The organism is Bordetella genomosp. 1 (genome assembly GCF_002261335.1).
Taxonomy (GTDB): Bacteria; Pseudomonadota; Gammaproteobacteria; order Burkholderiales; family Burkholderiaceae_B; genus Bordetella.
The window spans coordinates 68,646-81,430 of the sequence record NZ_NEVL01000007.1 but is presented as its reverse complement, the minus strand read 5'-3'; the positions used below and the strand labels follow the sequence as shown (position 1 = coordinate 81,430).

At 69.2% G+C, this 12,785-nt stretch carries 11 protein-coding genes and 1 riboswitch; of the genes, 5 read left to right on the top strand and 6 right to left on the bottom strand.

The window, feature by feature from the left end:
- The first annotated feature begins 16 nt into the window (after positions 1 to 16).
- A riboswitch (S-adenosyl-L-homocysteine riboswitch) is annotated at positions 17 to 144 on the top strand.
- Between the two features lie 106 nt (positions 145 to 250).
- The 3 genes from ahcY to metF all read left to right on the top strand — a co-directional run bounded on the left by ahcY (position 251) and on the right by metF (position 2,917).
- Entirely contained in the window at positions 251 to 1,669 is a 1,419-nt protein-coding gene (ahcY, locus tag CEG14_RS24560; RefSeq protein ID WP_094829046.1) for an adenosylhomocysteinase, read from the top strand.
- Between the two features lie 70 nt (positions 1,670 to 1,739).
- Positions 1,740 to 2,075 carry a phage holin family protein gene (locus CEG14_RS24555; protein WP_094829045.1) on the top strand — a complete coding sequence of 112 codons (336 nt, stop codon included), beginning with the start codon at positions 1,740 to 1,742 and terminating at the stop codon, positions 2,073 to 2,075.
- Complete coding sequence (gene metF / locus CEG14_RS24550) at positions 2,075 to 2,917, top strand: methylenetetrahydrofolate reductase [NAD(P)H] (RefSeq protein WP_094829044.1); 843 nt, start codon at positions 2,075 to 2,077, stop codon at positions 2,915 to 2,917. The genes CEG14_RS24555 and metF overlap by 1 nt, the downstream gene beginning before the upstream one ends.
- Before the next feature lie 66 nt (positions 2,918 to 2,983).
- Here the strand turns inward: metF and CEG14_RS24545 are convergent, their stop codons facing one another.
- The 6 genes from CEG14_RS24545 to CEG14_RS24520 all read right to left on the bottom strand — a co-directional run bounded on the left by CEG14_RS24545 (position 2,984) and on the right by CEG14_RS24520 (position 9,469).
- On the bottom strand, positions 2,984 to 3,964 hold the full coding sequence (locus CEG14_RS24545; RefSeq protein WP_094829043.1) for a tripartite tricarboxylate transporter substrate-binding protein: 981 nt from the start codon (positions 3,962 to 3,964) through the stop codon (positions 2,984 to 2,986).
- Between the two features lie 182 nt (positions 3,965 to 4,146).
- A complete protein-coding gene (locus CEG14_RS24540; protein WP_094829042.1) occupies positions 4,147 to 5,013 on the bottom strand; it encodes a proteasome-type protease in 867 nt (288 codons plus the stop codon).
- A gap of 222 nt (positions 5,014 to 5,235) precedes the next feature.
- Positions 5,236 to 6,042, bottom strand: coding sequence for a transglutaminase family protein (locus tag CEG14_RS24535; RefSeq protein ID WP_094829041.1), 807 nt, complete (start codon positions 6,040 to 6,042; stop codon positions 5,236 to 5,238).
- A gap of 28 nt (positions 6,043 to 6,070) precedes the next feature.
- A complete protein-coding gene (locus CEG14_RS24530; protein ID WP_094829040.1) occupies positions 6,071 to 7,015 on the bottom strand; it encodes an alpha-E domain-containing protein in 945 nt (314 codons plus the stop codon).
- Between the two features lie 15 nt (positions 7,016 to 7,030).
- Positions 7,031 to 8,461, bottom strand: coding sequence for a circularly permuted type 2 ATP-grasp protein (locus CEG14_RS24525; RefSeq protein WP_094829039.1), 1,431 nt, complete (start codon positions 8,459 to 8,461; stop codon positions 7,031 to 7,033).
- A gap of 330 nt (positions 8,462 to 8,791) precedes the next feature.
- On the bottom strand, positions 8,792 to 9,469 hold the full coding sequence (locus CEG14_RS24520; RefSeq protein WP_094829038.1) for a 5-formyltetrahydrofolate cyclo-ligase: 678 nt from the start codon (positions 9,467 to 9,469) through the stop codon (positions 8,792 to 8,794).
- 105 nt (positions 9,470 to 9,574) lie between these two features.
- Between CEG14_RS24520 and CEG14_RS24515 the strand changes: the two genes are divergently transcribed.
- Positions 9,575 to 11,683, top strand: coding sequence for a lytic transglycosylase domain-containing protein (locus tag CEG14_RS24515; RefSeq protein ID WP_094829037.1), 2,109 nt, complete (start codon positions 9,575 to 9,577; stop codon positions 11,681 to 11,683).
- On the top strand, positions 11,680 to 12,783 hold the full coding sequence (locus tag CEG14_RS24510; protein WP_094829036.1) for a CCA tRNA nucleotidyltransferase: 1,104 nt from the start codon (positions 11,680 to 11,682) through the stop codon (positions 12,781 to 12,783). Before CEG14_RS24515 ends, CEG14_RS24510 begins: the two co-directional genes overlap by 4 nt.
- Positions 12,784 to 12,785: the final 2 nt, after the last annotated feature.

The following is a 12,785-nucleotide window of genomic DNA, read 5'->3' as shown; positions in this document are numbered from 1 at the left end:
CGCTACAATGCTTGCCATCCCTGAGGAGCGCTGCGACGAACCGACGGCGGCACGATGCCCGCCGTGCCCGGATCGCCAGGCTCAGGAATCCTTGTTCGGCCGCCCCGGATCCCGGTGCGGCAGCAGCAACGGCGCTCACCTTTGTCGCTTCGGGCGGGAAAGGCGATGCGCGCCGTCGATTCGGGTGTGTGCTTCGCGTTGTCCGGCCCCAGCGGCGCCGTTGACCTTATTTCACGTGGAGTTTGACACCATGAACGCAGTGACCGACAAATCCGTCACCGACTACCTCGTCGCCGACATGAGCCTGGCCGGCTGGGGCCGCCGCGAGCTCGCCATCGCCGAAACCGAAATGCCCGGCCTGATGGCGATCCGCGAAGAATTCGCCGCCAGCCAGCCGCTCAAGGGTGCCCGCATCGCCGGCAGCCTGCACATGACCATCCAGACCGGCGTGCTGATCGAGACGCTGGTGGCGCTCGGCGCCGAAGTCCGCTGGGCGTCGTGCAACATCTTCTCGACCCAGGATCACGCCGCCGCCGCCATCGCCGCGACCGGCACCCCGGTGTTCGCCGTCAAGGGCGAGACCCTCGAGGAATACTGGCAATACACCCACAAGATCTTCGAGTGGCCGCAAGACCGCCACGCCAACATGATCCTGGACGACGGCGGCGATGCCACGCTGCTGCTGCACCTGGGCGCCAAGGCCGAGAAAGACATCTCCGTGCTGGCCAAGCCGGGTAGCGAAGAAGAGCGCGTGCTGTTCGCCGCCATCAAGGAAACGCTGGCGCGCGATCCGAAGTGGTACTCGACCCGCCTGGCCGAAATCAAGGGCGTGACCGAAGAAACCACCACCGGCGTGCATCGCCTGTACCAGATGTCGCAGAAGGGCGACCTGGCGTTCGCCGCGATCAACGTAAACGACTCGGTCACCAAGTCGAAGTTCGACAATCTCTACGGCTGCCGCGAATCGCTGGTCGACGGCATCAAGCGCGCCACCGACGTGATGGTCGCCGGCAAGATCGCCGTCGTGGCCGGCTACGGCGACGTGGGCAAGGGCTGCGCCCAGGCCCTGGTGGCGCTGCGCGCCCAGGTGTGGGTCACCGAAATCGACCCGATCTGCGCCCTGCAGGCCGCGATGGAAGGCTTCAAGGTCGTGACCATGGAAGAAGCGGCCAAGCACGCCGACATCTTCGTGACGGCCACCGGCAACTACCACGTCATCACGCGCGCCCACATGGACGCCATGAAGGACCAGGCCATCGTCTGCAACATCGGCCACTTCGACAACGAAATCGACGTCGCCTCGATCGAAGACCTGCAATGGGAAGAGATCAAGCCGCAGGTCGACCACGTGATCTTCCCGGACGGCAAGCGCATCATCCTGCTCGCCCAGGGCCGTCTCGTGAACCTCGGCTGCGCCACCGGCCACCCGTCGTTCGTGATGTCCTCGTCGTTCGCCAACCAGACCATCGCGCAGATCGAGCTGTACACGCGCAACGAGGCCTACACCAAGGGCCAGGTCTACGTGCTGCCCAAGCACCTCGACGAGAAGGTCGCCCGTCTGCACCTGAAGAAGCTCGGCGTGAACCTCACCACGCTGTCGCCGGCCCAGGCCGAGTACATCGGCGTGTCGGTCGATGGTCCGTTCAAGCCGGGTCACTATCGCTATTGATCCTGTAGCACAATAGGGGGCAGAGCCCGCGCGGTCCGGCGCGGGCGTTGCTTCTGACAGGAGAACGATCATGGCATTGATACTCGTCTGGATCCTGAACGCGGTGGCGCTGCTCGCAGTCGCCTACCTGCTGCCCGGCATCCAACTGGCCAGCTTCGGTTCGGCGCTCATCGCGGCGCTGGTGCTGGGTCTGCTCAACATGCTGGTCAAGCCGGTGCTGGTGTTGCTCACGCTGCCCATCACCATCGTGACCCTCGGGCTGTTCCTGATCGTGCTCAACGCGCTGTTGTTCTGGTTCGCCGGCTCCGTGCTGCGCGGCTTCCAGGTCAATGGCTTCTGGTGGGCCGTGGGCGGTGCGATTCTGTACAGCATCATCTCCGGTCTGCTGACCAAGTTGATACCCTGATGACTCAAACCCACACGCCCGCGCTCAGCCTGGAGTTCTTCCCGCCGCGCGATATCGCCGCGCAGGAGCGGCTGGTGCGCGCGGCCAAGCAATTGCTGGCCATGCAGCCGAAGTACGTCAGCGTCACGTTCGGCGCCGGCGGCTCCACGCGGGAAGGCACCGCCGACACCGTCCGCACCCTGACCAACATGGGCTGCGAGGCGGCGCCCCACCTCTCGTGCGTCGGCGCCTCGCGCGACCAGCTGCGCGAGATCCTGGCGCGCTACCAGGCCGAAGGCATCAAGCGCGTGGTGGCCCTGCGCGGCGACCTGCCTTCGGGCATGGGCGGCGACGCGGGCGAGCTGCGCTACGCCAGCGACCTGGTGCGTTTCATCCGCGACGAAACCGGCGACTGGTTCCACATCGAAGTGGCGGCCTATCCCGAGATGCACCCGCAGGCGGTGAGCCCCAGCGTCGACCTCGATCACTTCGTGACCAAGGTCAACGCCGGCGCCGATGCCGCGATCACGCAGTATTTCTTCAACGCCGACGCCTACTTCGACTTCGTCGACCGGGCGCGCGCGCGTGGCGTGACCGTGCCCATCGTGCCGGGCATCATGCCCATCACCAACTACAGCCAGCTGTCGCGCTTCTCCGAGATGTGCGGCGCCGAGCTGCCGCGCTGGGTCCGGCTGCGTCTGGCCGAATTCGGCGACGACAAGGCCTCGATCCGCGCGTTCGGCACCGAGGTGGTGACGGAGCTGTGCCAGACCCTGCTCGACAACGGCGCGCCGGGCCTGCACTTCTACACGCTCAACCAGGGCGAGGCCACGCTTTCCATCTGGAAAAACCTCGAGCTGTGATCGTGTTGCCGCAAGCAAGAACGGCACCCGCGAGGGTGCCGTTTTTCTTTGGTGCCGCGCGCGGGCTCAGTCGGCGTAGACGCCGGCCTTGCGGATCATCGCGCCCCACTTGTCGGTCTCGGATTGCAGCCAGGTCTGCAGGCCCTGCGGCGTCTGCTTCTCGGGCGGCACGATCTCCGCGCCCAGCTCGGCCATGCGCTGCGTGAAGGCCGGATCCTTCAACGCGGTGCGCAGCGCCGCATTGACCTTGTCGATCGCGGCCTGCGGCGTGCCCTTGGGCGCATAGATGCCGTGCCACACCTTGACCTCGAAGCCCTTGAGGCCGCCTTCCTGCAGCGTCGGCGCATCGGGCAGCGCCTTGATGCGTTCGAGCGTGGTCACGCCGTAGAACTTCACGTGCTTGGCCTTGATCTGCGGAATGGTCTGGGTGGTCTGGTCGCACAGCACGTCGACCTGCTGACCCAGCAGCGCGCTCATGGCGGGCGCCGTTCCCGCATAGGGGATGGTGGTGAACTGGGTGCCGATGGCCTCCTGCAGCAGCATGCCGCACAGCTGCGACACCGCGCCGGGGCCGGCGTTGGCCAGGTTGAGCTTGTTGCCCTGTTCGCGCGCGTACTTGATGAAGCCCGGCAGGTCGTCGGGCGGCAGGTCGCGCCGTGCCAGCACGGTCATGGGCACGTCGGCCACCTGCCCGATATAGGAAAAGTCTTTCAGCGGATCGTATTGCAGCTTGCGATAGAGCGCCGGGGCGGTGGCCATGCCGTTGTGGTGGATCAGCAGCGTGTAGCCATCCGGCTGCGCGCGGGCCACGAAGGCCGGGGCCAGCGTGCCGCCGGCGCCGGTGCGGTTTTCAACCACGATGCTCTGTCCGAGCGTCTTGCTCATGGAGGCACCCAGCGCGCGGGCCACCACGTCGGTGGGGCCGCCGGCCGCGAAGGGCACGACCAGCGTGATGGCGTGGGCGGGGTAGGCGGTCTCGGCCTGGGCAATGGCGCCGTGCAGCGCCAACGGGCCGGAGAGGGCGGCGGCCAGGACGGCCGCCGGCATACGGGGGATAAGCATGTCTCGCTCCTGTTCTTGTCGGTCCGCCGGACGTGGCGGCGGAGCGGACAGTGTGGGTCAAGCCAGGGGCGAGGGGAATTTGCCATTCCCTAAGCGGCGCTTCGCGTGCGCCAAATGGGGGTTGCTCCGGATGGGGCCGGTCTCTAGACGATGGTCCGAGGGGCGGCTCAGCTGGCCTGCGGGCCGCTGTGGCCTTCGGCCAGCGACTGCGGGCAGGGGAAGTCGTTGCTCACGTTCATGCCCAGCGGCGCGATGCGCACCGGCTGATGCACCCGATGCGACGGCACCAGCGAGTCGGGATTCTCGGGCTGGGCCCAGAGCGGGTCCGGGATTTCGGCGAACACCTGGCGCAGCCGCTCGCCCCAGGTGCTGCGGATCATCGAGAAATATTCGTTCTGGTCGTCGATGCTGGCGAAGTGCGACACGCGCAGCTCGTCGGTCGCGTAGACCAGCAGGTCGAGCGGCAGGCCCACCGAGATGTTGGAGCGCAGCGTGGAATCCATCGAGATCAGCGCGCATTTCGCGGCCTCGTCGAGCGAGGTGTCGGGATCCAGCACGCGGTCGAGGATGGGCTTGCCGTACTTGGATTCGCCGATCTGGAAATACGGGCACTCGGGCGTGGCTTCGATGAAGTTGCCGGCCGCATAGATCTGGAACAGGCGACAGCCCTCGTGGCCGATCTGGCCGCCGAAGATCAGGTTGATGTTGAACTCCACGCCCTGTTCGCGCAGCGCCGCGGCGTCGCGATCGTGGACCTGGCGCACCGCATCGCCCACGCGCCGCGCGGCCTCGAACATGTTCGGCACGCGCCAGATCGAGTCGGGACGATTGGCGTTTTCCTGGGCCAGCGTGTTCACGACCGCCTGCGACAGGGCCAGGTTGCCCGAGGTCATGAGCACCATGACGCGCTCGCCCGGCAGCTCGAACACACTGAGCTTGCGGAAGATGCTGATCTGGTCGACCCCCGCGTTGGTGCGCGAGTCGGACAGAAATACGAGGCCTTGGTTGAGCTGGGCGGCGATGCAGTAGGTCATGGTACGAATGAGACAAGTGCTTGCCCGGCTATTGTAGGGCCAGGGACGGCCGCCACGTGCGGCCGCTGCGTCCCCGAAATGCGCGGCGGCGCGGCGGCGAGTCCCGCGCGCTTGCGAGCGGTTGCGCGGGCAACGGATCGGCGAGCGTGATCTTTTTGCCGGAGGGTCGAGGGCGATGCCGGCCCGATATCCCTGACCCGCCGAACCCCCTGCAGCGCGCCCCTACTGCTGCTGCGCCGCCTGCTGCACCTGCACCGTCACCGTCATCGATTCCTCGCCGCCGCCTGAGCGCACGCCGCGCACCGGCGAGGCCGAGTCGTAGTCGCGCGCCACGGCCAGCCGGCAGTGGCAGTCGGAGGCGTACTGGCGGTTGGTCACGTCCACGCTGATCCAGCCGTGCTCGGCCAGCCACACATCGACCCAGGCGTGGCTGGCGGCGTGTTCGGCCTCGGTGTAGAGGTAGCCGCTCACGTAGCGCGCGGGCAGGCCCATGCCGCGCACGCAGGCCAGGTACAGGTGCGCGTGGTCCTGGCACACGCCATGGCCGAGCGCCAGCACCTGTTCGGCGGCGGTGGTGACGTCGGTGGTGCCGGGCTCGTAGGCCACGCGGTCGCAGATGGCCTGCGCCAGCGCCAGCGCGTCGGCCGGCGTGTGCATGCCCTGCGGCAGGATGGCCGCGCAGAAGGCCTGGATGGCCGCGCCGCTCTGCGTGAGCGGGGTCGGCACGCAGAAGGCGTGCAGCGGCAGGCGGCTGTCTTCCTGGCGCAGCCGGCCCTCGGGCAGCGTGTCGATCTCGACGTGGCCGCTCACGCGCAGCTCGATCTCGTCGTGCGGACGGGTGAGCGTGAGCGTGTGCGTGACGTTGCCGTAGGCATCGACCTGCTCGGCCAGCGGACCGGGCGCCTCGATGTGCCAGCGCAGGGCGCGCTGGTGTTCGTCCAGGCGCGGCGTCAGGCGCAGCACCTGGATGCTGTAGCTCACGGGCGCGGTGTACTGATAGCGCGTGATGTGGCGGATCAGATGTTTCATGCGGGTCTCCTTGTCGTCGCGGGCGCCGTCATGCCGACAGCGGCAGCAGGAAGTCCTGACTGACGCGGTTGCCGAGGTCGTTGACGCGGTCGAGGAAGCGTTCGAGGAAGCGGTGCAGGCCGCCGCCGCGCAGGATGTCTTCGACGCGGGCATAGCGCAGCTCCGCACACAGCATGCCGGCGCGCCGCTCGGTTTCGGCCGAGCGCTGGTTCGACACCCGCGCCAGGTCGTCGGCCACGGCGCCGATCGACGACAGCAGCGAGCGCGGCATGTCGGCGCGCAGGATCAGCAGCTCGGCCACGCGGTCGGGCGTGATCACGTCGCGGTAGACCTTGCGATACACCTCCAGGCCCGACACCGAGCTGAGGATGGCCGACCAGCGGTAGAACTCGCTGTTGATGCCGTGCTCGGCCTCGTCGCTCTCGTGGAACTTCACGTCGAGCAGGCGCGCGGTGTTGTCGGCGCGCTCCAGGTGCATGCCCAGCCGCAGGAACACCAGCGCCTCGTCTTCGAGCATGGTGCCCACCGTCACGCCGCGCGCCAGGTGCGAGCGGAACTTCACCCACTCGAAGAATTCGCCGGGGTTGCGCTCCAGCAGGTCGCCCTGCAGGCGCTTCTGCAGGTCGAGCCAGGTGGTGTTGTAGGTCTCCCAGACCTCGGTGGTGAGGCTGCCGCGCACCGCGCGGGCATTCTCGCGCGCGGCGCGCAGGCAGGAATAGATCGACGACTGGTTGTCGGGGTCGCGCACCATGTAGTGCAGCACGCTGTCCGGCGTGATGTCGGGATACTTGTCGCGATAGCCGTACTGCAGCTCGGAGATGCGCAGCAGCGCCTGCCAGGAGCTGTCGCGCGAGCGCGGGTCCTGCGGCAGCAGCGACATCTGCAGGTTCACGTCCAGCATCCGTGCGGTGTTCTCGGCGCGTTCGATGTAGCGGCACATCCAGAACAGGTGGTCGGCGGTTCGGCTCAGCATGGGGTTCTCCTGTCCTCAGTCTTCCAGCACCCAGGTGTCCTTGGTGCCGCCGCCCTGGCTGCTGTTGACCACCAGCGAGCCCTCGATCAGCGCCACGCGGCACAGCCCGCCCGGCACGGTGCGGATTTCCTTGCCGCACAGCACGTAGGGCCGCAGGTCGACGTGGCGCGGCGCCACGCCCGATTCCACGTAGGTGGGCGTGGTCGAGAGCGCCAGCGTCGGCTGCGCGATGTAGTTCGACGGATTGGCGCGCACGCGCTCCTTGAAGGCCTCGATCTGTGCCGTGGTCGAGGAGGGGCCGACCAGCATGCCGTAGCCGCCGGCGCCGTGCACCTCCTTCACCACCAGCTCGTGCATGTTGGCCAGCACGTGCGAGAGCTCGTCGGGGCGCGCGCACTGCCAGGTCGGCACGTTCGACAGGATCGGCTCCTCGCCCAGGTAGAAGCGGATCATGTCGGGCACGTACAGATAGGTGGACTTGTCGTCGGCGATGCCGGTGCCGATGGCATTGGCCAGCGTGATGCGGCCGGCGCGATAGGCCGACAGCAGTCCCGGCACGCCCAGCGCCGAGTCGGCGCGAAACGACAGCGGATCGAGGAAGTCGTCGTCGAGGCGGCGATAGATCACGTCGACGCGGCGCGGGCCGCGCGTGGTGCGCATGTACACCGTGTTCTGGTCGACGAACAGGTCCTGCCCCTCGACCAGCTCCACGCCCATCTGCTGCGCCAGGAAGGCATGCTCGAAGTAGGCGGAGTTGTACATACCGGGCGTGAGCACCACCACCGTGGGCTCGTCGCTCACGTTCGGCGCCACCTCGCGCAGATTGTCGAGCAGCAGGTCGGGATAGTGCGCCACCGGCCGGATCTTGATGCGCGAGAACGCCTCGGGCAGCAGCCGCATCGACATCTTGCGGTTCTCGAGCATGTACGACACGCCGGAGGGCACGCGCAGGTTGTCCTCGAGCACATAGAAATCGCCCGGCCCGGCGCGCACGATATCGACGCCGGCCACGTGGCAGTAGATGCCCTCGGCCACGTCGATGTCCTGCATCTCGGGCCGGTACTGCGCGTTCAGGAACACCTGTTCGGCCGGGATGATGCCGGCCCGCACGATGTCATGGTCGTGATAGATGTCGTGGATGAAGCGGTTGAGCGCGCGCACGCGCTGCTTCAGGCCGGCGTCGAGCCGGCGCCATTCCTCGGCCGGGATGATGCGCGGGATCAGGTCGAACGGGATCAGGCGTTCGGTGCCGGCCGCGTCGCCCGCCACCGAGAAGGTGATGCCGACCCGGCGGAAGTTCAGGTCGGCCTCGATCTGGCGCGCGCTCATCGCGTCGGGCGGCTCGCCGGCCAGCCATTGTGCGAAGGCGCGGTAGTGCGGTCGCACGTGGCCCTGCGCATCGTGCATCTCGTCGAAGGCGGCGGGCCGTGGGGCGGTGTCGTGCATGGCATCTCCTGCTGGGTGTCGCCGCGCGGGGCGGCGCGGGCGCCTCGGGGACGCCCTTATCCGTGTCATGAGCACAAGCAACAGCCATGCCAGCTTTTGGCGCGGCTGGCGGCGTGCGGCTAGCGGCGCGGCGTGTGGCATGGCGGGCCCGGCGCGCTTGCGCGCCCGGGCGGGCCTCCGCCGGGGCTCATGCGCGGACGGAGGGCACGAAAATGGGCATCGGCACCGCTTCAGCGTGGTGCGGCCAGGCAGGCAGCGCGCGGCCGCCTGGGGCGGGCCCGTTGCCGTCATCATGCGCCGACCCGGTGCGTCAGGGACCGGGCAGGGGAATCAATTGAGGCGGAAGCGCTGGACGCCGGCACTGCCCTGGGGCGTGCCGCCGGTGCCCAGCGGCGCGTCCGGCACCCAGCCCTCGGGGGTGAGGATCGCATCGAGCGTGATGTCGTGCGGGGCCGGGGTGTAGTGGTCGGGCAGCCGGCCTTCGGTCCAGGCGATGCCGATGGTCAGGGGCTCGGCGCCGCCGGCGAACAGCGCGGCCAGCGTGCGGTCGTAGTAGCCGCCGCCGTAGCCCAGGCGGTCGGCCCGGCCGGTGTAACCGAGGGTCGGCACCAGCACCACGTCGGGCTGGCGCGCGGGCCCGCCGACCGGCTCGGCGATGCCGTAGGCGCCCGCCTGCATGGGCGCATCGGGCGTCCAGTTGCGGAATTCCAACGGCGCGTCACGCGTCACCACCACCGGCAGGCAGACCTCGTAACCGGCGGCCACCCATTGCTCGAGCAGGGGGCGCAGGTCGGGCTCGTCGGCCATGGGCCAGAACGCCGCGATGGTGCGCAGCGGCCGGCCGGCGTCGGCCAGCGCATCGTGCGCCACGTTCACCCACGTGAACAGCCGCGCACGCATGAGCAGCGCACCGCGGCTGCGCGCATCGGCGGGCAGGGCGGCGCGGGCCTGGCGCAATCGCGTACGCAACGCGACTGCGGTATTCTCTGCATTGTTTTCGTTGGGCATGCGGTTCGGCTGAGGGGGCAGGCAATGGGTCAAGCAAGCGGGCAAAAGCGGGTGCTTGAGTCGCAAAGGTATCAGAAATCGGCCCGCGAGGTTTTGCGGTCCGGCATGCCTGCGCGCCTCGACCAGATGGCGCCCACCTCGGCATGGCGCCGTGCCTTGCCGATGCTGGCGCTCTTCACGGCGGCCTGTGCGCCCGTCGATGCGCAGCAGCGCGCCCAGGCGCCCGCCGGCGCCGAGACCTCCGCGCTCACGCTGCAATCGTCGCTGCCACCCGACCAGGCCGGCCGCCCCATCGCCGTCCCGCCCGCCGTGCTGGCGGGCCTGCCCGAGTCGCCCCAGACCGCGGCCACGCAGGCCGTGGTGGCCGCGCGCGAAGCCATGAACCGCAAGCAGTGGTCGGTGCTCGCCGCGATGGTGCCGCAGGCCAAGGGTGACCCGCTCGCCGCCTATCCCGAATACTGGCTGCTGCGCTATCAGCTCTGGAGCCCGCCGGGCGGCCAGCGCCCCACCGCCGAGCTCAATCGTTTCCTGCGCAACAATGCGGGCAGCTATCTCGAAGACCGGCTGCGCGGCGACTGGATCCAGGCCGCCGCGCGCAGCGGCGACTTCGAAACCATCCGCAAGCTCGCGCCGGTGAAGGCCGGCAATTCGCAGGTCGAGTGCGCCACGCTGATGGCGCGCCACATGACCGGCCAGCGCGCCACCGCCGCGCAGGCCCAGGCCGCGTTCGGCTCGGGCACCGCCTGCTGGTCGCTCTACGACCAGCTCGTGGCCGACGACATCCTGGGCTGGGACCAGATCCAGCCGCAGATGCGCGACGCGCTCGAGGCCAACCGCACCACCGACGCGCGCAAGCTCGCCACCTACATCTTCGAGCCGCAGGATCTCAAGACCTACGACGCGATGATGAAGGATCCGATGAAGTGGCTGGTGCGGCAGGGCAAGTCGCCGGTCGGCCGCAACGAAAAGGAACTCGTCGCCATCGCGCTCGCGCGGCTGGCGCGCGGCGACGTCAGCGTGGCCGACTCCTATCTGCAGCGCGAATGGGAACGCCACCTCGCCAAGCCGTACCTGGCCTGGGTGCGCGGCCAGTATGCGCTGGCCGCCGCGATCGACCAGGACCCGCGCGCCGAGGCCTGGTATCGCGCCGCCGGCCACATCCGCATGAGCGACAACAATCACGCCTGGAAGGTCCGGTCGGCGCTGCGCCAGCCGCGCATCGACTGGGCCTGGGTGATCGCGGCGATCGACACCATGTCGGCGGACCAGCAGGCCGAGCCGGTGTGGGTCTACTGGAAGTCGCGCGGCCAACTGGCGCTGGGCCATAAAGACGCGGCGCAGCGCGGCTTCGCCAGCATTGCCGACGGCTTCGATTTCTACGGCCAGCTCGCCACCGAGGAGCTGGGCCGCCGCATCACCGTGCCGCCGCGCCCGGCCGCCGTCACCGACGCCGAGATGGCCGAGGCACGCGCCAATCCGGGCCTGCAGCGCGCCATCTACATGTTCCGCATGGGCTGGCGCGCCGAGGCCGTGCCCGAATGGAACTTCACGATACGCGGCATGACCGACCGGCAGCTGTTCGCGGCCGCCGAGCTGGCCCGCGCCGAGGGCATCTACGACCGCGTGGTCAACACCTCCGAGCGCACCGCGCGCGAGTTCGATTTCAGCCAGCGCTACATCGCGCCGTTCGAGGGCCGCGTGAGCGCCAAGGCGCGCGCCATCGACATCGACCCGGCCTGGGTCTATGGCCTGATCCGCCAGGAGTCGCGCTTCATCATGGACGCGCGCTCGCATGCCGGCGCCTCGGGCCTGATGCAGCTGATGCCCGCCACCGCCAAGTGGGTGGCCAAGAAGATCGGCATGCAGGATTTCCAGCCCGGCGGCGTCAATGATTTCGACACCAACACCGAGCTCGGCACGCAATACCTCAACATGGTGCTGCGCGACCTCGACAATTCGCAGGTGCTGGCCAGCGCCGGCTACAACGCCGGCCCGGGCCGGCCGCGCAACTGGCGCGCCACCTTCACGCACCCGGTCGAGGGCGCGGTGTTCGCGGAAACCATTCCGTTCACCGAGACCCGGCTCTACGTGAAAAACGTGATGTCCAACGCGGTCTACTACGCCGCCCTGTTCAGCGGCCAGCCGCAGTCGCTCAAGGAGCGCCTGGGCAGCATCGTGCCGCCGTCGGTGGTGGCCACCAAGGCCGGCCAATGAGCGGCGGCGCCGCGCACGACGATCCCGCGATCGACGGCCTGCAGGTCTACATCGTGGGGGGCGCCGTGCGCGACGAGCTGCTCGGCCTGCCCCCCGGCGACCGCGACTGGGTGGTGGTGGGCGCGTCGCCCGCCGACATGACGGCGCGCGGCTTCATCCCGGTGGGCGGCGATTTCCCGGTCTTCCTGCACCCACGCTCCAAAGAGGAATACGCGCTGGCCCGCACCGAGCGCAAATCGGGCGTGGGCTACAAGGGCTTCACGTTCTACACCGGCGCCGACGTCACGCTCGAACAAGACCTGCAACGCCGCGACCTCACCGTCAACGCGATCGCGCGCACGCCGGAAGGCGAGCTGGTCGATCCGCTCGATGGCCAGGCCGACGTGCGGGCGCGCGTGCTGCGCCACGTCGGCACGGCGTTCGCCGAGGATCCCGTGCGCATCCTGCGGCTGGGCCGGTTCGCCGCGCGCTTCGGCGATTTCCGCGTGGCCGACGAAACCCTGCAGCTGTGCCGCGACATGGTCGCGGCCGGCGAGGCCGATGCGCTGGTGCCCGAGCGCGTCTGGAAGGAGCTCTCGCGCGCGCTCATGCTGCCGCGTCCGGCGCGCATGCTGGAGGTGCTGGCGCAGACCGGCGCGCTGGCGCGCGTGATGCCGCAGTTGCACGCCTGGCAGGAGGCCGCGGCCGACCTGGATCGCGCCGCCGCGGCCGGCCTGCCGCTGGCGGGCCGCTATGCGCTGATGTGCCGCCGCGCCGACGCGCGCGACGCGCTGTCGCAGCGGCTGCGCGTGCCGACCGACTGCGCCGACCAGGCGCGGCTGCTGCCGCTGGTGCTGGAGGCGCTGCCGCACGCGGCCGATGCCGCGCGCCAGCTGGCGCTGATCGAGCGCTGCGACGGCCTGCGCAAGCCGCAGCGCTTCATCGAGCTGCTGGAGGCCGCCGCCGTGGTGGCCGAGGTCGATGTGGCCGCATGGCGGGCGCGCCTGGAGGCGGTGCGCGGCGTCGATGCCGGCGCCATCGCGCAGGCCTGCGCGGGCGACCCCGCCCGCATCAAGCCCGCGCTGCACGAGGCCCGCCTGCGCGCCCTCGCGCCGGGTTGAGC